The 18,918-nt window shown below is 63.7% G+C and carries 19 protein-coding genes and 1 pseudogene; 16 read left to right on the top strand and 4 right to left on the bottom strand.

Annotated features, from left to right (window positions below; genetic code table 11):
• The first annotated feature begins 2 nt into the window (after positions 1-2).
• The 5 genes and pseudogenes from sdhA (at position 3) to LB538_RS27090 (ending at position 4,357) form a co-directional block, all read left to right on the top strand.
• A complete protein-coding gene (gene sdhA, locus LB538_RS27110) occupies positions 3-1,838 on the top strand; it encodes a succinate dehydrogenase flavoprotein subunit (RefSeq protein WP_224532144.1) in 1,836 nt (611 codons plus the stop codon).
• 43 nt (positions 1,839-1,881) lie between these two features.
• Positions 1,882-2,610, top strand: a complete 729-nt coding sequence (locus LB538_RS27105; RefSeq protein WP_224532145.1) for a suppressor of fused domain protein — start codon at positions 1,882-1,884, stop codon at positions 2,608-2,610.
• A gap of 26 nt (positions 2,611-2,636) precedes the next feature.
• Positions 2,637-2,717, top strand: a pseudogene (locus LB538_RS27100) (DUF3052 domain-containing protein); the annotation flags it as partial.
• On the top strand, positions 2,717-3,496 hold the full coding sequence (locus tag LB538_RS27095; protein WP_224532146.1) for a succinate dehydrogenase iron-sulfur subunit: 780 nt from the start codon (positions 2,717-2,719) through the stop codon (positions 3,494-3,496). The pseudogene LB538_RS27100 and the gene LB538_RS27095, both read left to right, overlap by 1 nt.
• A gap of 228 nt (positions 3,497-3,724) precedes the next feature.
• Complete coding sequence (locus LB538_RS27090) at positions 3,725-4,357, top strand: YceH family protein (RefSeq protein ID WP_224532147.1); 633 nt, start codon at positions 3,725-3,727, stop codon at positions 4,355-4,357.
• A 216-nt stretch (positions 4,358-4,573) separates the two neighbouring features.
• On the opposite strand, the gene LB538_RS27085 is transcribed toward LB538_RS27090, so the two are convergent.
• Positions 4,574-4,999 carry an OsmC family protein gene (locus LB538_RS27085; protein ID WP_224532148.1) on the bottom strand — a complete coding sequence of 142 codons (426 nt, stop codon included), beginning with the start codon at positions 4,997-4,999 and terminating at the stop codon, positions 4,574-4,576.
• Between the two features lie 214 nt (positions 5,000-5,213).
• On the opposite strand from LB538_RS27085, the gene LB538_RS27080 reads away from it, so the two are divergent.
• The 3 genes from LB538_RS27080 to LB538_RS27070 all read left to right on the top strand — a co-directional run bounded on the left by LB538_RS27080 (position 5,214) and on the right by LB538_RS27070 (position 6,447).
• Positions 5,214-5,432 (top strand): hypothetical protein, encoded by a 219-nt coding sequence (locus tag LB538_RS27080; protein ID WP_224532149.1) that lies wholly within the window; start codon positions 5,214-5,216, stop codon positions 5,430-5,432.
• Positions 5,429-5,785, top strand: coding sequence for a YciI family protein (locus tag LB538_RS27075; protein ID WP_224532150.1), 357 nt, complete (start codon positions 5,429-5,431; stop codon positions 5,783-5,785). The genes LB538_RS27080 and LB538_RS27075 overlap by 4 nt, the downstream gene beginning before the upstream one ends.
• A gap of 131 nt (positions 5,786-5,916) precedes the next feature.
• Positions 5,917-6,447, top strand: a complete 531-nt coding sequence (locus LB538_RS27070; RefSeq protein ID WP_224532151.1) for a hypothetical protein — start codon at positions 5,917-5,919, stop codon at positions 6,445-6,447.
• Between the two features lie 383 nt (positions 6,448-6,830).
• On the opposite strand, the gene LB538_RS27065 is transcribed toward LB538_RS27070, so the two are convergent.
• On the bottom strand, positions 6,831-8,108 hold the full coding sequence (locus LB538_RS27065) for a ubiquinone biosynthesis hydroxylase (RefSeq protein ID WP_224532155.1): 1,278 nt from the start codon (positions 8,106-8,108) through the stop codon (positions 6,831-6,833).
• A 103-nt stretch (positions 8,109-8,211) separates the two neighbouring features.
• Between LB538_RS27065 and tesB the strand changes: the two genes are divergently transcribed.
• The 7 genes from tesB to xth all read left to right on the top strand — a co-directional run bounded on the left by tesB (position 8,212) and on the right by xth (position 16,475).
• Complete coding sequence (tesB, locus tag LB538_RS27060) at positions 8,212-9,075, top strand: acyl-CoA thioesterase II (protein ID WP_095769566.1); 864 nt, start codon at positions 8,212-8,214, stop codon at positions 9,073-9,075.
• Positions 9,076-9,322: 247 nt separating this feature from the next.
• Complete coding sequence (locus LB538_RS27055) at positions 9,323-9,661, top strand: P-II family nitrogen regulator (RefSeq protein ID WP_006327120.1); 339 nt, start codon at positions 9,323-9,325, stop codon at positions 9,659-9,661.
• Between the two features lie 94 nt (positions 9,662-9,755).
• Complete coding sequence (locus LB538_RS27050; RefSeq protein WP_318011910.1) at positions 9,756-11,039, top strand: ammonium transporter; 1,284 nt, start codon at positions 9,756-9,758, stop codon at positions 11,037-11,039.
• Between the two features lie 265 nt (positions 11,040-11,304).
• Positions 11,305-11,583, top strand: a complete 279-nt coding sequence (locus LB538_RS27045; RefSeq protein WP_224532152.1) for a hypothetical protein — start codon at positions 11,305-11,307, stop codon at positions 11,581-11,583.
• A 224-nt stretch (positions 11,584-11,807) separates the two neighbouring features.
• The gene (locus tag LB538_RS27040) at positions 11,808-14,486 is read left to right on the top strand and encodes a DNA translocase FtsK (protein ID WP_140846381.1); all 2,679 of its coding nucleotides are present in this window, start codon (positions 11,808-11,810) and stop codon (positions 14,484-14,486) included.
• A 287-nt stretch (positions 14,487-14,773) separates the two neighbouring features.
• Positions 14,774-15,442: an outer-membrane lipoprotein carrier protein LolA gene (locus LB538_RS27035; protein WP_140846382.1), complete on the top strand. Its 669-nt coding sequence runs from the start codon at positions 14,774-14,776 to the stop codon at positions 15,440-15,442.
• Positions 15,443-15,668: 226 nt separating this feature from the next.
• A complete protein-coding gene (gene xth, locus LB538_RS27030) occupies positions 15,669-16,475 on the top strand; it encodes an exodeoxyribonuclease III (RefSeq protein WP_224532153.1) in 807 nt (268 codons plus the stop codon).
• A gap of 283 nt (positions 16,476-16,758) precedes the next feature.
• On the opposite strand, the gene LB538_RS27025 is transcribed toward xth, so the two are convergent.
• The gene (locus tag LB538_RS27025; RefSeq protein ID WP_095769572.1) at positions 16,759-17,214 is read right to left on the bottom strand and encodes a Crp/Fnr family transcriptional regulator; all 456 of its coding nucleotides are present in this window, start codon (positions 17,212-17,214) and stop codon (positions 16,759-16,761) included.
• Between the two features lie 266 nt (positions 17,215-17,480).
• Entirely contained in the window at positions 17,481-18,164 is a 684-nt protein-coding gene (locus LB538_RS27020) for a response regulator transcription factor (RefSeq protein WP_095769573.1), read from the bottom strand.
• 84 nt (positions 18,165-18,248) lie between these two features.
• Here LB538_RS27020 and LB538_RS27015 point away from each other — a divergent pair, with 84 nt between their 5' ends.
• On the top strand, positions 18,249-18,845 hold the full coding sequence (locus tag LB538_RS27015; protein WP_140545467.1) for a L,D-transpeptidase: 597 nt from the start codon (positions 18,249-18,251) through the stop codon (positions 18,843-18,845).
• Positions 18,846-18,918: the final 73 nt, after the last annotated feature.

Genomic DNA, 18,918 nt, shown 5'->3' with positions numbered 1-18,918 from the left:
TCTTGGCCAACGCAAACACCGCCAACGCGGCTTCCGCCCACACTTTCGTCGACCATAAATTCGACGTTGTGATCGTCGGTGCCGGCGGCGCCGGCCTGCGCGCTACGCTCGGCATGGCCGAGCAGGGATTGCGCACCGCCTGCATCACCAAAGTGTTCCCGACGCGCTCGCACACCGTCGCCGCGCAGGGCGGCATCGCCGCCTCGCTGTCGAACATGGGGCCGGACTCCTGGCAGTGGCACATGTATGACACCGTCAAGGGCTCGGACTGGCTGGGCGATGTCGACGCCATGGAATACATGGTGCGCGAGGCGCCGGCCGCCGTCTACGAGCTCGAGCATTACGGCGTGCCGTTCTCGCGCACCGAAGAGGGCAAGATCTACCAGCGGCCGTTCGGCGGCCATATGATGAACTATGGCGACGGTCCGCCGGTGCAGCGCACCTGCGCGGCCGCCGACCGCACCGGCCACGCCATCCTGCACACGCTCTACGGCCAATCGCTGAAGAACAACGCGCAGTTCTTCATCGAATATTTCGCGCTCGACCTGATCATGGAACCGGACGGCACCTGCACCGGCGTGGTGGCCTGGAACCTCGATGACGGCACAATCCACCGCTTCTCGGCCAAGATGGTGGTGCTGGCGACCGGCGGCTATGGGCGGACCTATTTCTCCGCCACCTCGGCGCATACTTGCACCGGCGACGGCGGCGGCATGGCAGCCAGGGCCGGGCTGCCGCTGCAGGACATGGAGTTCGTGCAGTTCCATCCGACCGGCATCTACGGCGCCGGCTGCCTGATCACCGAGGGCGCGCGCGGCGAAGGCGGCTATCTCGTCAATTCCGAGGGCGAGCGCTTCATGGAGCGCTACGCGCCGTCGGCAAAGGACCTTGCCTCACGCGACGTCGTCTCGCGCTGCATGACGCTGGAGATCCGCGAGGGCCGCGGCGTCGGCAAGAACAAGGACCACATCTTCCTGCATCTCGACCATCTTGACCCGGCGGTGCTGCACGAGCGGCTGCCGGGTATTTCCGAGTCGGCCAAGATCTTTGCCGGCGTCGACCTCACCAAAGAGCCGATCCCGGTGCTGCCGACGGTGCACTACAATATGGGCGGCGTGCCGACCAATTACTGGGGCGAGGCGCTCAATCCGACCTTCGACAATCCGGACCGCGTGTCGCCCGGCCTGATGGCGGTCGGCGAGGCCGGCTGCGCCTCGGTGCACGGCGCCAACCGGCTCGGCTCCAACTCGTTGATCGACCTCGTCGTGTTCGGCCGCGCGGCGGCGATCCGCGCCGGCCATGTGATCGACCGCAAGTCGGCGATCCCGTCGCCCAACGCGGCCTCGGTCGAGAAGATCATGGAGCGCTTCGACAGGCTGCGCCACGCCAACGGCTCGACGCCGACGGCCGTGCTGCGCGAGAAGATGCAGCGCGCCATGCAGGAAGACGCCGCCGTATTCCGCACGCAGGAATCGCTGGAGAACGGCTGCAGGCGCATTTCGGAACTCTGGGGCGAGCTCAAGGACATCAAGGTCACCGACCGCTCGATGATCTGGAATTCCGATCTCGTCGAGACGCTGGAGCTGGAAAACCTGATGGCCAACGCCATCACCACGGTCTACGGCGCCGAGGCGCGCAAGGAGAGCCGCGGCGCGCATGCGCGCGAGGATTTCTCGGCGCGCGACGACGCCAACTGGCGCAAGCATACGCTGGCCCATCTGAGCGAGGACGGCAAGGTGACGCTGACCTACAGGCCGGTGCATACCGAGCCGCTGCTGGCCGAAAAGGACGGCGGCATCAGCGTGGCCAAGATCGCGCCGAAGGCGCGGGTGTATTGACGCGGCAATGATAAAGCGGTCGAAATTACCCGACGGAACTTCAGTGTACGACTACACTGGTGCGAGAACGGAGTTTCGAGGCCCGACAGATGTCGCCGTCTACCTGGAAGAAATCCAAGAATTTCTTGGAGAATTCCTGGGGGAACAAGCAGGCGTTTTCCACGAAATCATCTCTGATAAAGTACATCTTGATCTACTTGTGTTTCCACCAAACGATATTAAAAATAACTGGACTCTTGAAACGAGCGGGATGAGCGACCTCCCGATGAATGCCCCAGACAATCTCCACCCCCGCCAGGATTTCGAACGAGCCGAACTGGTTTTTACGCTGCCGGCGACATGGTTTGCTGCTGGGGAAAACGGAATGATCTCCGAAAATCAACTCGCTGATCCGAATAAATACTGGCCTATCCGCTTGATGAAGTCACTCGCCCGAATGCCTCACGACTATGGAAGCTGGATATGGAGTTCGCATACTGTTGCGTCACAAGGCAGTCCGCCGGAGCCTTACGCCGACAACACCAAAATGTCCGGCGTAATTCTTCTCCGTCCACCGAGTTGGCCCGAAGGGAGAGATGTCCTCCATGCGGTCGACGGCACTAAGATTAATTTCTTCGCGGTCGTCCCGCTACACGCAGATGAGATGACGCTGAAGCTGAATAAGGGTGTTAAGGCTCTGATTATTGCACTCGACAGCGCAGGTGTTTCCGATGTGTTGGATGCAGGCAGACCAAGTATCGTCAAGAAGAAGCGCCACCTAGGGCTCTTCTGATGACGATTTCGCTGATCTTTATGAACAACCTAGTCGACGTCAAGGTCGCCGCTGTGAACGAAATCTGGTCCGGGCTGAAGCTCGTCATCCGAAAGGACCGCAGGTAATGGTCGAACTCACGCTTCCCAGGAACTCGAAGGTCCAGCAAGGCAAGACCTGGCCGAAGCCGGAAGGCGCGACCAAACTGCGCGAATACCGCATCTACCGCTGGTCGCCGGACGATGACGCGAATCCGCGCATGGACACCTATTTCGTCGACATGGACGATTGCGGGCCGATGGTTCTCGACGCGCTGTTGTGGATCAAGAACAAGATCGATCCGACGCTGACGCTGCGCCGTTCCTGCCGCGAAGGCATTTGCGGCTCCTGCGCCATGAACATCGACGGCTCCAACACGCTGGCCTGCACCAAGGGCGTCGAGGACATTTCCGGCGCGGTGAAGATCTATCCGCTGCCGCACATGCCGGTGATCAAGGACCTGGTGCCGGACCTCACCAATTTCTACGCCCAGCACGCCTCGATCGAGCCGTGGCTGAAGACGGTCTCGCCGACGCCCGCCAAGGAATGGCTGCAGAGCCATGAGGACCGCGAGAAACTCGACGGGCTTTACGAATGCATCCTGTGCGCCTGCTGCTCGACCTCCTGCCCGAGCTACTGGTGGAACGGCGACCGTTATCTCGGCCCGGCCACGCTGCTGCAAGCGTACCGCTGGCTGATCGACAGCCGCGACGAGGCGACGGGCGAGCGGCTCGACAATCTCGAAGACCCGTTCCGGCTCTATCGCTGCCACACCATCATGAACTGCGCGCAGGCCTGCCCGAAGGGGCTCAATCCCGCCAAGGCGATCGCCGAGATCAAGAAGATGATGGTGGAGAGAAGGGTATAGTTCTCGCGGCCTTACTCGCAGGTGGCGATCCTTCGCGCCCCCCTCTGTCCTGCCGGACATCTCCCCCACAGGTGGGGAGATTGGCTGTCACCGCGGCTTTCGCCAATCTCCAAGGTTGAAGGATGAGGCGCCGCCGGCGAAGCTGCTAATCTCCCCCCATGTGGGGGAGATGTCCGGCAGGACAGAGGGGGGCGCTGTCCAGCCAGCGTCAGAAAGGATAGGCAACCCATGACCGATCTCCCCGTCCTCTCTCCCACCGAAGCCCGAGTCCTCGGTTCCCTGATTGAGAAGAAGGAGCTGACGCCGGACGTCTATCCACTGACGCTCAACGGCGCGCACGCCGCCGCCAACCAGAAGACGGCGCGCGAGCCGGTGATGGCGCTGGAGCTGACGGAGGTCCGGCGGGCCTTGAGCACGCTCGAACAGAAAGGCCTCGTGCGCCAGGCCTTCGCTTCGCGCGTCGAGCGCTACGAGCATCTGATGGCGCAGCGCTTTTCGCTGACCACGCCGCAGATCGCGGTAATCGGGCTGCTGCTGTTGCGCGGCGCGCAGACGGCGCATGAATTGCTCGCGCGTTCGGAGCGCATGGCGCGCTTTGCTTCGATTGAGGAGCTGCGCGGCAATCTCGACCTGATGATCGGCCGCCGGCCGCCGCTGATCCAGCTGCTCGAACGCGCGCCCGGCCAGCGCGAGGAGCGCTATGTGCATCTGCTGAGTGGTCCGGTGGAAGCGGCAGCGGTGGCGGCGGCGCCCTGGCAGCCGGCGGCGACATCTTCGGACACCGACCTCGAGGCGCGGGTCAAGGCGCTGGAGGAAGAGATCGCTGGGTTGCGGGCGAAGATCGAGGCACTGGGCGGTTAGCTCACTGGAAAGGCTGGCGCGAGCCGCCCCCCTCTGTCCTGCCGGACATCTCCCCCTCAAGGGGGGAGATTAGCAGTTCCGGCGCCGGCGCCCTTCTTTCACCGTCGGCGATTGGCGAAAGCCGACGCGACATCTGATCTCCCACCTTGAGGGGGAGATGCCCGGCAGGGGAGAGAGGGGGGCGAAGGAATGCCTGCCGGCGGCTAGAAGGCGCCGTTACGCCAGCCTGGCATCCAACGACACATTGATCGCTCCCAGCGCCTTCGACACCGGGCATTCGGCCTTGGCCTTCTCGGCCAGTTCCTTGAACTTCGCCGCGTCGATGCCCGGCACCTTGCCGACCAGGGTGATGGCGCTGCCGGTGATGCCGGTGCCGGGCACCAGCGTCACCACCGCCTTGGCGTCGAGCTCGGCGGCCGGCGTGCCGTTTTCGGCCAGGAAGTGCGACAGCTGCATGGCGTAGCAGCCGGCATGCGCGGCGGCGATCAGCTCTTCCGGATTGGTGCCGGATTTGCCGCTTTCGTCCTCGAAACGCGCCTTGAACGAATAGGGCGTGCCCTTCAAGGTGCCGCTCTGGGTGTCCAGCGTGCCGTTGCCTTCCTTCAGATTGCCTTTCCAGACGGCGTTTGCGGTGCGGTCCATGGAATCCTCCTGCCTTGTCGGGGTTTGCGCCGGCGGGCGCCGACGTTCCCCGAAACTATAGCGCGGGCGCGGCGGAAGACCATCCATGGCCCGACATGATTGTGCTTGCGCGAGGCGCTTCGAAAAATTCTCGAAAAAAGCGCATGCAAAAATGTCGACTTCCCGTCTGCCCGACCGTCCTGCGGGCGGCCACTCCCGGCCGATGGAGGTTAAGATGGACAATCTGTTTCTTGCGGTCTGGGGAAAGCCCGAGCGAAAAGGGAGGCGACTTGAAGAGTTCTGGCTCGATCCGCCGGCGCTTGGCTTCGGCCGGCTGGCGGCCGCCATCGCCATCATCGGCGTCGCGACATGCCTGCTCGACCATGCGGCGACGGCAGCCAAGACCGACACCGTCGCCTCCTATAATTTATCGACGAAAGGAAGCTCGAAATGAAATATGTGCTGCTGGTCTATGGCGAGGAAAAGGATCTCTACGCGCTGACCCCCGAGCGCATGGCCAAGCTCGATGCCGACTCGCTCGGCTATGACCGGGAGCTCGACCGGCAAGGCAAGCTGGTCATCGCGCAGGCGCTGCAGTCGGTGAAGACGTCGAAATCGCTCCGGCGGCGCAAGGGCAAGGTGCTGGTGACCGACGGCCCCTTCGCCGAGACCAAGGAGCAATTGCTCGGCTTCGTCATGGTCGAGGCGGCGGATCTTGCCGAGGCGCTCGACATCGCGGCCAAGATCCCGTTGGCGGAGCTCGGCACGGTTGAGATCAGGGCGATCTACGACGTGCCGGGCTCATAGCCGCCGGTCGACGCCGGTTGAAGTTGTCTCTTAGGATACATCTTCAGGGTTTCTTCACGGACGCAACCGTTGCGTGTTGAAGCGATGCCGCGCTTCTTTTATCGTCGCCGCGATTTCGGGGGAAATTCGGCATGCCTTTCCTGATCGCCATCCTCGGCCTGCTCGGAGCGGCCGCCATCTGGTGGTACCGGCTGAAATATATGAGCGACGCCGCGCGCGAGGTCGCCGATGTCGTCGGGCGCGTCCGGGGCAACATCCGTCGCAAGAAATTGCGCAATCAGGCCGCGCTCTCACCGCTGACCGCGATCGACGATCCGGTGGTGGCGGCGGCGACGCTGATCACCGCGATCGTCGCGGAGCACGGTCCGGTCCTGCCGCAGCGCGAGGGGGTCATTCGCGAGGTGATCGCGCAGATCGCGGACAGCCAGAAGAAGACCGACGAGGCGGTCGTCTACGCCAAATGGGCCGCCGCGCAGATCGACGACACCACGATCGTCATCGACAAGCTGGCGCCGTTCCTGCGCGAGCGCCTCGATCCGCATGAGCGGGACGACCTGCTCAGGATGTTGAACCGCGTCGCGCAAGGCGGCGGGCAGAGCCTTAGGATCGCCGACCAGCGGATGCTGAAGCTGCGGCAGAAGCTGGGATTCGAGGTGAACTAGAATTCAGGTGAGGCCGGCCTGCAAATGGTGGCTTCCTGCGCTTCCGGTGCTCACGTACGGAAAGTACGCTCCGCTCCGGTTCTCGGAAGCCACCATTTTCGACTCGGCCTGACCTGAATTTGCCACGGCGCCACAAGGCGATCAGATCGCCTGCCTTCGTGATTGGCCGAAACGCCTCTCGTCTCGTCATTCTATGGCGGAGCAAGGAGCGAAGCGACGCGGCGCAGACCATAGAAATCCATTCCGTGAGCTGTAAGCGTTGCAGCGGTGCAGAATTCTGCTCCGCAGCACCTGCGATTAAAGTCACGGAATGGATCCTCGGTCTTCGCGTCCGCTTCGCCCGTGGATGACGACCGTCGTCTAGGCTTCGGCCAGTAAGGCGTTCAGATCGCCTCGCCCTTCAGCAGCCTCGGCGTGTCGCCGGAGAGGCCCGAGGCCTGACGGATGAAGAACTCCTTCAGCCTCGGCATGCGTTCCACCAGCCCCAGCCCGATGTCGCGGACCTGGCGCAGCGGGCCGATGTCGTTGGAGAAGAGCCGGTTCAAGACGTCGGTGGTGATGCCCATCTGCAGCGTGTCGAAGCGGCGCCACTGCTGGTAGCGTTCGAGCACGTCGAGCGCGCCGATATCCTGGCCGAGCCGGTCGGCCTCGACCACGACTTCGGCCAGGGCGGCGACATCCTTGAAGCCCAGATTGAGGCCCTGGCCGGCGATCGGGTGGATGCCGTGCGCGGCGTCGCCGGCCAGCGCGAAGCGCGGTGCAACGAAGGCGCGGGCGAGCGTCAGGCCGAGCGGCCAGGCGCGCGGCTTGTCGGCAACTCTTATTTCGCCGAGCTTCAGGCCGAAGCGCTGCTCCAGATCGTGCTCGAAGACGAACTCGTCGCCCTCGACCAGCGCCTTGGCATCTTGCGAACGCTCCACCCAGACGATCGACGAGCGGTTGGTTCCGTCCTTGTCCGGCTTCAGCGGCAGCGTGGCGAAGGGGCCAGCGGGGAGAAAATGCTCCTCGGCGCGACCGTTGTGCGGGCGCTCATGCGCAACCGTGCAGACGATGCCGGACTGGCCGTATTCCCATTTGACCGTCTTGATGCCGGCCATGTCGCGCAGCTTCGAATTGACGCCGTCGGCGGCGACCAGCAGCCGCGCCTTGAGCGTCGCGCCGTCGGCCAGATGCACGGTGATGCCGGCGCCGTTGGTGTCGAAGGCGCTGACCGCCATGCCTTCGATGATGTCGATGCCAAGCTTTTCGGCGCGCCGGCGCAGCGCGCCGTTCAGGTCGCGGTTGGCGACCATGTGGGCGAATGGCTCGCCAGGCGCCACCTCGCCGTCGAAGGTCAAGAACACCGGACGCACCGGGTCGGCGGCGCGCGAATCGGTGATGATCATCTCGGTGATCGCTTGCGTTTCCGGCGCGATCTCTTCCCAGACGCCGAGCTGTTCCAGCATGCGGCTGGCGGCCGCGGCAATGGCCGAGGCGCGGCCATCTTTCTGCCAGACGCCGGCGGGGGCGGCATCGACGATGGCAATGGCGAGGCTAGGGCGCGCCTGCTTCAGCGACACGGCGGCGGTGAGGCCGACATAGCCGGCGCCGGCGATGAGCACGTCGAGCGGCGCCTCGCGGCTCCCGTTCGCTTCCGCTTCCTTCGGCTTGCGGTCGACCATGGCGTCATCCTTTCGCGGCTCCAGCCGGCTGCCGTTTGCGGCCTTGACTGCCTGCACGTCCTGTCCGAAACCGGCCATGGCACATCCTTGAAGGATTTCAAACATGACCGCGGCCATGGACGAGCTTCTCGACATTCTCGACCTCGAGCAGCTCGAACACAATCTGTATCGTGGTCGCAGCCCCAAGGTCGACTGGCAGCGCGTCTTCGGCGGCCAGACCATCGCGCAGGCGCTGGTGGCCGCGCAGCGCACGGTGGAGCCCGAACGCCACGTGCATTCGCTGCACGGCTATTTCATGCGGCCGGGCGACACCAAGCTGCCGATCGTCTACGAGGTCGACCGCATCCGCGACGGCGGCTCCTTCACCACGCGCCGCGTGGTGGCGATCCAGCATGGGCAGGCGATCTTTTCGCTGGAGGCGTCCTTCCAGCAGGACGAGGTCGGGCTCGAGCATCAGCTGCCGATGCCGCGCGACGTGCCGGCGCCCGACACGCTGCTCACACAACGCGAGCTGCTCGGCAAGTTCGGCGAGGCGGTGCCGGAAGGCATCAGGCGCTACTGGGAGCGCGACCGGCCGATCGAGATGAAGCCGGTGATGCTGAAGCACTACACGAGCCGCGAGAAACTGGAGCCGCAGCAGAACATCTGGATCCGCACCACCGGCCCGGTGCCGGAAGACCGCGCCATTCAGGCGGCCGTGCTTGCCTATCTTTCGGACATGACGCTGCTCGACACCTCGACCTTCGCGCATGGCCGCGCCATTTTCGACCGCGACATCCAGGCCGCCAGCCTCGACCACGCCATGTGGTTCCACCGCAGCCATTCGCTGGACGACTGGATCCTCTACAATCAGGACAGCCCGTCGACGCAAGGGTCGCGCGGCTTCACCCGCGGCTCGCTGTTCGCGCGGGATGGGACGCTAATCGCCTCGGTCGCCCAGGAAGGCCTGATTCGGCTGAAACGCTGAGCCGGCTTCAGGCAATTGCCTGGAATACGGGCATTTTCGATTTTTTGCCTATTTTATAAGCAGGCATGCTGCCATGCCCGTGCGCGAATGATGTGCACCGATCGCCCATTCTCTTTGTTTACAACAGGTTAACACCCTGCTTCGGCAATTGGCACGGAGCTTGAATCCTATCGGGCACTCTCCGGCTCCTCGGGATCGGTGAAGGTGTGCAAACGCGGGGGACCGCAACAGCAAAGGGTGAAACCTTATGAAAATCGTGATGGCAATCATCAAGCCGTTCAAGCTCGACGAGGTGCGCGAAGCGCTAACCGCCGTCGGCATCCAGGGCCTGACCGTCACCGAGGTCAAAGGCTACGGGCGTCAGAAGGGCCATACCGAAATCTATCGCGGCGCGGAATACGCGGTCAGCTTCCTGCCCAAGATCAAGATCGAGGTCGCGGTCGGCGCCGACATGGTCGACAAGGCCGTCGAAGCCATCACCGCGGCCGCCAAGACCGGCCAGATCGGCGACGGCAAGATCTTCGTCTTCGGCATCGATCAGGCGGTACGCATCCGCACCGGCGAAACAGACACCGACGCGCTCTAAGCGGCGACCATCCATTCCAACGGAGAGTTCAATGAATATTCCTTCCCCCTTGAAGACGACGGGACGCGCGGCCGCTTCGCTCGCGCTCGTGGCCATGAGCACCGTCGCCGCCATCGCGCAGGAGGCCGCCCCGGCAGCGACCGCCGCTGCGCCCGCCGCGCCGGCGCCGGCGCTCGACACCGGCAACACCGCCTGGATGCTGACTTCGACGGCGCTGGTGCTGATGATGACGATTCCCGGCCTGGCGCTGTTCTACGGCGGCATGGTGCGCAAGAAGAACGTGCTCGCCACCATCATGCAGAGCTTCGCCATCACCTGCCTGGTGACGGTGCTGTGGTTCATGTTCGGCTACTCCCTCGCCTTCTCCGACGGCGGCGCCACGAACGCCTATCTCGGCGGCTTCTCGAAATTCTTCCATCACGGCATCACCGTCTCGACGCTTTGGGCGCCGGGCGTGGCGAACATTCCTGAATTCGTCTTCTCGATGTTCCAGATGACCTTCGCCATCATCACGCCGGCGCTGATCGCCGGCGCCTTCGCCGAGCGCATGAAGTTCTCGGCGCTGCTGATCTTCATGGGCCTGTGGCTGGTCTTCGTCTACGCGCCGATCGCGCACTGGGTGTGGGGCGGCGGCTTCCTCGGTTCGGCCGGCGTGCTCGACTTCGCCGGCGGCACGGTCGTCCATATCAACGCCGGTGTCGCGGGCCTGGTCTGCGCGCTGGTGCTCGGCAAGCGCGAGGGCTATGGCACCACCAACATGGCGCCACACAACCTCGTCTATTCGGTGATCGGCGCATCGCTGCTGTGGGTCGGCTGGTTCGGCTTCAACGCCGGTTCGGAACTGGCTGCCGACGGCCTTGCGGGCGCGGCGATGATGAACACGCAGGTCGCCACCGCCGCCGCGGCGCTGGCCTGGATGTTCGCCGAATGGATCGTCGCCAAGAAGCCTTCGGTGCTCGGCATCATCTCGGGCGCCGTCGCCGGCCTCGTCGCGGTGACGCCGGCTTCCGGCTTCGTCAACCCGACCGGCGCCTTCATCATCGGCATCATCGCCGGCGTGGTTTGCTACCTCTCGGCGGTCAAGCTCAAGCACGCGTTCGGCTATGACGACTCGCTCGATGCTTTCGGCGTCCACGGCGTCGGCGGCATCGTCGGCGCGCTGCTCACCGGCGCGCTGGCAGATCCGGCGATCAACGCCCTCGGCAAGGACGCCTCGGTCGGCAAGCAGCTCTACGGCATCGCCTTCACCATCCTGTGGACGGCGATCGCCACCTTCGTGATCCTCTACATCGTCAAGGCTCTGGTAGGCCTGCGTCCGTCGATCCAGGAAGAGGTCGAAGGCCTCGACGTCACCCAGCACGGCGAAGTTGTGCCGTAAGGCAGACTTCGCCAAGGGCCGGCGGATCCTCCTCCCGCCGGCCCGGAATTCCTCCCAAGATCCCGTCGTGACGCTCTCGAAAGGGGCTCACGCCTTGAGGCCCGGAACACCCTTCCGGGCCTCCTTTTTGTCGGGCGATGATCCAAGCCGTTTCGATCACATTCACTTGATCCGCCGGCATGAAACATCAGCCCGTCAGATTCCGTACTGGGATAGCGGGCGTCATCAAGGCGTCCCCCAGAACAAGAGGGAAGGAAACCACCTGATGAACATCAAGAACATCGTCCTGGGAGCAATGGCTCTTTCGATGATCAGCGGCGTTGCACTCGCCGGTGCTCTCGATGAGCCGTCCAACATGGCCCCGTTCTTCACCGACTCCAGCATGAAGACCATGAAGCCGGAAGCCGACTTCAAGGCGGCCTGGGCTTCGATGCCGAAGGACAAGCAGGACATGATGATGAAGGAATGCCAGAACGCGGCGATGAGCAAGCCTCACGCCGAATTCTGCGCCAATCTCATGGCCTATGGCGGCGCCAACAAGTAATCGTGGAAGGTCAGGTCCCGGAAGGGCCTGATCCTATCGGCGTTTGAAGACAGGGAGGTGGCGGGCCGCGAGGCCTGCCATCTTTGTTTCCGCGCCATGGTCTCCGCGCCATGCGGGTAAAGGCCCATGGTTAATGCGGCCTTAACCTTCCCCCCGATAGTCTGGCGTTCGAATCTGCCGGAATGCGCCATGCGCCCGGCCAGGCAACGATCACGGGGAAGAGCATGCGTTCAGGCGCTTCAGCACCGCTCGCGCTGACCGATACGGGGCACGGCATCCAGGCATTCGCGCGGCGTCAGGTCGGGCGGCTGGTCGGCGCGGGGCTGTTCCTGTTCACCGCCTTCGGCATTGCCGCTCTAGCCACATGGAATGTCGCCGATCCGAGCTTCTCGCACGCCACCAGCAACGTCGTCACCAACGCCATGGGCTATGCAGGCGCGGTGTTCTCCGACCTCGCCATGCAGTTCTTCGGCCTTGCCGCCGTCGCGGGGCTGGTGCCGGCGGTGATCTGGGGCTTCCTTCTGTTTTCCGCGCGCGGCGTCGACAAATTGCCGAAGCGCGGCTTCGCATGGTTCGGCTTTGCGCTCACCGCCGCAGCCATCGCCGGCTGCGTGACGCCGCCAAACACCTGGCCGCTGCCCACCGGCCTCGGCGGCGTGTTCGGCGACATGGTTCTGAAAATCCCGGGCATCGCGGTCGGCGGTTATCCGAAAGGCCTGTTCGCCAGCATCATAGCGGTCATCCTCGCCGCGCCGATGTTGTGGCTGTTCGCCTATGGCTCGGCGCTGATCGCGCGCAAGAACGGCTTTGCCGTCACGGAGCGCGCTGCCCGGCCCGATCCGCGCGAGCAGGACGAGATGCTGTTCGACGAGGATGAGGACGAGGGCGACGAGGGGATACTTGCGCTCGGCGCCATCACCCATTGGTGGCTGTCGTTCCGCGCCTTCCTGCACCGCCGCGCCGAGCGGCGCAGGCGCGAGCGCGACGAGTTCGAACCGCCGATGGAACCCAAGGCAAGCGCCTGGCGGCGCGCGGCCGAGCGGGTCGAATCGGCCGAGTTCGCCGAGGCCCGCATGAGCCCCGGCGGCCGCGCCCGCGTCGAGCCGGAATTCTTCGCCGCCATGGTCAATGACCGCAGCGTTTCGGTCGATCCGGTCGATGAAGACATTTTCGGCGACGAGGCGGACGAAGACGCCGACGTTGACGATTTCGACGACGAGGCGCCCACGCCGCGCCGCGCCGCGCCGGGCGCCAGGGTACAGAATTTCCGCTCCGATGCCGCGACCCGCGTCGCGGCGCCGGCGGCGCGACCCGTGCCGGGCGCCCGCGTCCAGCGCGAGGCGCAGACCTCGCTGATCGGCTCCGACACGTTCGAGATGCCGTCGCTGCACTTCCTGTCCGAGCCGAAGAACATCGCCAAGGATCCAAGTCTGTCGAAGGACGCGCTGGAGCAGAACGCGCGCCTGCTCGAAGGCGTGCTGGAAGATTTCGGCGTCAAGGGCGAGATCATCCATGTGCGACCCGGTCCGGTCGTCACACTCTACGAGTTGGAGCCGGCGCCCGGCATCAAGTCCTCGCGCGTCATCGGCCTTTCCGACGATATCGCCCGCTCGATGAGCGCGATCGCCTGCCGCGTCGCCGTCGTTCCGGGACGCAACGCCATCGGTATCGAGCTGCCCAATGCCAAGCGCGAGACGGTCTATCTCAGAGAGATCATGGCCAGCCGCGATTTCGAGACGACCAAGGCCAAGCTGGCGCTGGCGCTCGGCAAGACGATCAACGGCGAGGCCGTCATCGTCGACATCGCCAAGATGCCGCACGTGCTGGTCGCCGGCACCACCGGCTCGGGCAAGTCGGTCGCCATCAACACCATGATCCTGTCGCTGCTGTACCGGCTGACGCCGCAGGAATGCCGGCTGATCATGATCGACCCCAAGATGCTCGAACTGTCGGTCTATGACGGCATCCCGCACCTTCTGACGCCGGTCGTCACCGATCCGAAGAAGGCGGTCGTCGCGCTGAAATGGACAGTGCGCGAGATGGAGGACCGCTATCGCAAGATGTCCAAGGTCGGCGTGCGCAACATCGACGGCTTCAACGCGCGCGTCCAGCAGGCCGAGAAGAAGGGCGAAAAGATCTCTCGCACCGTGCAGACCGGCTTCGACCGCCAGACGGGCGAGGCGATCTACGAGACCGAGGATCTCGATCTCGAGCCGATGCCTTATATCGTGGTCATCATCGACGAGATGGCCGACCTGATGATGGTGGCCGGCAAGGACATCGAAGGCGCGGTGCAGCGCCTGGCGCAGATGGCGCGCGCCGCCGGCATCCATGTCATCATGGCGACGCAGCGCCCGTCGGTCGACGTCATCACCGGCACCATCAAGGCCAATTTCCCGACCCGCATCTCCTTCCAGGTGACGTCGAAGATCGACAGCCGCACCATTCTTGGCGAGCAGGGCGCCGAGCAGCTGCTCGGCATGGGCGACATGCTCTACATGGCAGGCGGCGGGCGCATCCAGCGCGTCCACGGCCCGTTCGTCTCGGACGACGAGGTCGAGAAGGTCGTCGGGCATCTGAAGCTGCAGGGCGTGCCGGAATATCTCGACGCCATCACCGAGGACGACGAGGAGGACGACGAGGACGGTCCGTCGGGCAAGGGCGGCTCCGGCGGCGGTGGCGGCGGCAATTTCGAGGATTCCGACGACCCGTACGACCAGGCGGTGGCGGTGGTGCTGCGCGACGGCAAGGCCTCGACCAGCTACATCCAGCGCCGACTCGGCATCGGCTATAACCGCGCCGCCTCGATCATCGAGAAGATGGAGAAGGAAGGCATTGTCGGCCCGGCCAATCACGCCGGCAAACGTGAGATCCTGGTGCCGACAGAAGAGGACAAATTCTAGGGCTTATCGATATTCAGGTGAGGCCGGCCTGCAAATGGCGGCTTCCTGCGCTTCCGGTGCTCACGTACGAAAAGTACGCTCCGCTCCGGTTCTCGGAAACCACCATTTTCGACTTGGCCTGACCTGAATCTCGACAAACCCTGGCGCGGCGAGACGCCGAAACGGTTCGGCTAGCAACTTGAAATCATCTTGTGCGTTCATGCGCTGGGGCTGTCTCGCACCGCCAAACTTAGGCCCTAGTGGGAGTCCAGAAACTGCGGCGACACGAATCACAGAAAGTGACCGGCATGAAGACCCAGACCGAATTCGCCCTCACCCGCCGCCAGGTCCTTGGCCTCGGCTTGATGCTTGGCGGTGCCGCCGCTCTCAATCTCGTGCCGGGCTATCAGCTCATGGCCGCCGCGCAGGCCGCCGTGCCGCCGGCGGCGCAGAAGATCGCCGACCATTTCTCCTCGGTGAAGTCGATGAGCGGCGAGTTCGTCCAGTTCGGGCCGAAAGGCGAGCAGACCGGCGGCAAGTTCTTCCTCGAACGTCCGGGCAAGATCCGCTTCAACTATGACGGATCCTCGAACTTCCGCGTCATCTCCGACGGCAAGTCGGTGGTGATCCTCAATAAGAAGCTCAACACCTCCGACCTCTACCCACTGTCGAAGACGCCGCTGAAATTGCTGCTCGACGACCGGATCGACCTCTCCGGCGGGCGCGTCAAGGCGGTCAAGGAAGAGGACGACCTCACCACCATCAAGCTTTCCGACAAATCGGTGTTCGGCAATGCGACGATCACCATGATGTTCGATCCGAAGACCTACGAGCTGCGCCAGTGGACGATCACCGACGCTCAAGGGAAAGACACGACGGTGATGATCTTCAACGTCAAGGAAGGCGGCAACTTCCCGGCCGACACTTTCGCGATCGACTATACGGCGAACAGAGAGCTCAATACCAAGACCAGGTAGGTCCGCCGATATTCAGGTGAGGCCGGCCTGCGAATGGCGGCTTCCTGCGCTTCCGGTGCTCACGTACTTCAAGTACGCTCCGCTCCGGTTCTCGGAAGCCACCATTCTCGGCTCGTCCTGACCTGAATCTCAGCGAACCTACAACCTGGCGAAGGGCATAGTCCGGCTTGTCTTTACCGCGCGCGGCTGGCACTAGATCGGCGATCTCTTGCCGGACCCCGCCTGAATGCCCTTCACCATCGCCACCTGGAACATCAACTCCGTGCGCCTGCGCATGCCGATCGTCGAGCGGCTCCTGAAAGAGCACGCGCCCGATGTGCTCTGCCTGCAGGAGACCAAGGTTCCCGACGAGCTGTTCCCGGAAAAAGCCTTCCGCAAGGCGGGCTACGAGCACATGCTGTTCCACGGCCAGAAGGGCTATCACGGCGTCGCCACAGTCGCCCGCCGCCCGATCGAGCTGGTCGAAAAGCGACGGTTCTGCGAGATCGACGACAGCCGGCATCTGTCGGTCAGGGTGCAGGCGGGCGGCAAGTCGGTGCTGGTGCATAATTTCTACGTGCCGGCCGGCGGCGACGAGCCGGATCCTGAGATCAACCGCAAATTCAGGCACAAGCTCGATTTCGTCTACGAGATGAACTCCGTACCGGCGAGCGGGGACGAATCGTCCGCCTCGATCCTGGTCGGAGACCTGAACATCGCACCGCAGGAGCACGACGTCTGGTCGCACAAGCAATTGCTCAACGTCGTCAGCCACACGCCGGTCGAGACGACAAATTTCGAGGCGATGCGCAAGGCCGGCGGCTGGGTCGACCTGATGCGGCTCAATGTGCCGGCCGAGCAGAAACTCTACACGTGGTGGAGCTATCGCGCGAAAGACTGGCAGGCGTCGAACCGCGGCCGCCGCCTCGATCATGTCTGGTCATCCGCCAATCTGGTGCCGGCTTTCGCCGGCTACGAGATTCTGCAGGCGGCGCGCGGCTGGGAGAAGCCGTCCGACCATGTGCCGGTGATTGCGAAGTTTGAATTGGATTGAGGTTCGACGTCGGCGGCTAAGAGACGCAAACCTTCGCGTTCGTCATCCTAGGGCGGAGCGCCGCGTAGCGGCGCGCAGACCCTAGGATCCATTCCGTTACCGGTGCCGAAGGATGCAACGATGCAGAACAAAGAAGCCTTGGGCAGGCCGCTTCGCCCAGAAAACCTCATTCTGCAACGCGGCGAAGCGTCAACGTCACGGAATGGATTCTAGGGTCTGCGCGCGTCGCTTCGCTCCTTGCTCCGCCCTAGAATGACGAAGGCGCTTTCTGGCCGGCGCCATCCTACTCCGTAAACCTGGGCGCCAGTGCCTCGATGCGGGCGATCATCTGCTGGAATTCCTCCAGGATGCGCTCATGCAACAGCACCGCGATCTCCGGATATTCTTCCAGGATTCGGTGGAACATCTTGCGGCTCAATCGGATCACTTCCGAATCGACCGCGGCCGAGGCGCTGGTCAGCCGGTTGGTATCCGCGATCAGCGCCAGTTCGCTCAGCATGGTGCCTGGGCCTGCCGTACCGATCGGGACGCGTTCGCCGCCCAGCTCCCGATAGAGCGCGATCAAACCGCTGACCACGATATAAGCAGAATCAGCGACATCGTCCTCGCGGTACAGCTTATGGTCGGCCTGCAGCACGGTGGTCTCGGCGCCGAAGGCGAGCAGGCGCAGCTGTTCCTGCGTGAAGCCCTGGAAAAGCTTCACGCTTGACAGAATGCGGATGTCGTCATCCAGCGCCATCCTAGCTGTGTCCCCGAGCGGTCAGTCCAGTCCCTCCTTTGGAGCGGCGCGCCCTCCTGGGCTCGCGAAACGCTCCACCGTGCATCATGCGATGCGTGCAACGAGCCGACCCCATCACCCTCCAGCACCAGGATCGTACCCGAAGCGGTCCCGCCCGACCGCCCTAAATGTTTGTTTCGACGCAATTCCGGACGGTCGTCCTCGGCGAAGCCGCCGAGCCCAACCGTTTCACACTTTTCCTGGAATTGCTCTTGATCATGAAATGTTTAAGGAACCAGCTTGTAGCCGCCGCTTTCTGTCACAAGAATTTCGGCATTGGAAGGATCGCGCTCGATCTTCTGGCGCAACCGGTAGACATGGGTCTCCAGCGTGTGCGTGGTGACACCGGAATTGTAGCCCCAGACCTCTTCCAAAAGAACGTCGCGCGTCACCACCTTCTGGTCGGCGCGGTACAGGTATTTGATGATCGAGGCTTCCTTCTCGGTCAGCCGCACCTTGGCGCCGCGCGGATCGATCAGCAGCTTCTGACTGGGCTTGAACGTATAGGGGCCGACGGAGAAGGTGGCATCCTCGCTCTGCTCATGCTGGCGAAGCTGGGCGCGGATGCGCGCGAGCAGCACGGCAAAGCGGAAGGGCTTGGTCACATAGTCGTTGGCGCCGGCCTCGAGACCCAGGATCGTGTCGGAATCGGTGTCGTGGCCGGTCAGCATGATGATCGGCGCCTTGTAGCCGCCCTTGCGCAGGATCTTCACCGCCTCGCGGCCATCCATGTCGGGCAGGCCGACATCCATGATGAGCAGGTCGACGACGCCGCTGCGCGCCGCGGCAACGCCTTTTGCGGCGGTCGCTTCTTGCTGGACGTCGAATTCTTCGTAGAGCGCCAGTTGCTCAACCAGGGTGGCGCGCAAGTCGTCGTCGTCATCAACGATCAGAATGGTACGTGATGTCATGGATCAATCCGTTGTTTTAAAAAGAATATTCAGTTGACCTCCCCCCATTTATGCGGAAGCTCACCGGCGCAACAGCCGATCACAGTGATTTGTTCCGTGACCCAATCATACAAGAAAAAACGTGCGCGCAATGCGTCGGGCGCATTTTTGCCGAAGGGCTTGAGCGTTTTGGTGGTGCGCGCGCGCCCCGGCAACCCCGCGCAAGGCTTCCTGCAAGCCGGCAAAACGGTGTTTCCCTGCGCTTTGGGGCGCGGCGGCATCTCCGCCAACAAGCATGAAGGGGACGGCGCGACGCCGTTGGCGTCGATGCGCATCCTGTCAGGCTATTTCCGGGGCGATCATTTCGCGGGCGGGCGCAGGACGAGGCTGCCGATGGCGCCGATTGGTCCGGATCTCGGCTGGTGCGAGGTGCCGGACGACCGCAACTACAATCGCCCGGTCAAGATCCCCTATGGCGCCAGCCATGAGCGGATGAAGCGCGACGACCGGCTCTACGATGTCTGCCTGGTGCTCGACTGGAACATCGCGCCGCGCCGGCGCGGGCGCGGCAGCGCGATCTTCTTCCATCTGGCCCGGCCGGGCTTCACGCCGACGCAAGGCTGCGTGGCGGTGACGGCGCGGACCATGGCGAGGCTGCTTCCGTTGCTGTCGGACAGGACGGTGGTGAAGGTGGTGAGGTAGGCAGTAGGCAGTAGGCAGTAGGCAGTAGGCAGTAGGCAGTAGGCAGTAGGCAGTAGGCAGTAGGCAGTAGGCA

The sequence above is a fragment of the Mesorhizobium sp. Ca11 genome (assembly GCF_020165275.1).
Classification (GTDB): Bacteria; Pseudomonadota; Alphaproteobacteria; order Rhizobiales; family Rhizobiaceae; genus Mesorhizobium.
Note: the sequence above shows the minus strand (reverse complement) of the source record. Positions and strands in the feature narration are given on the sequence as shown.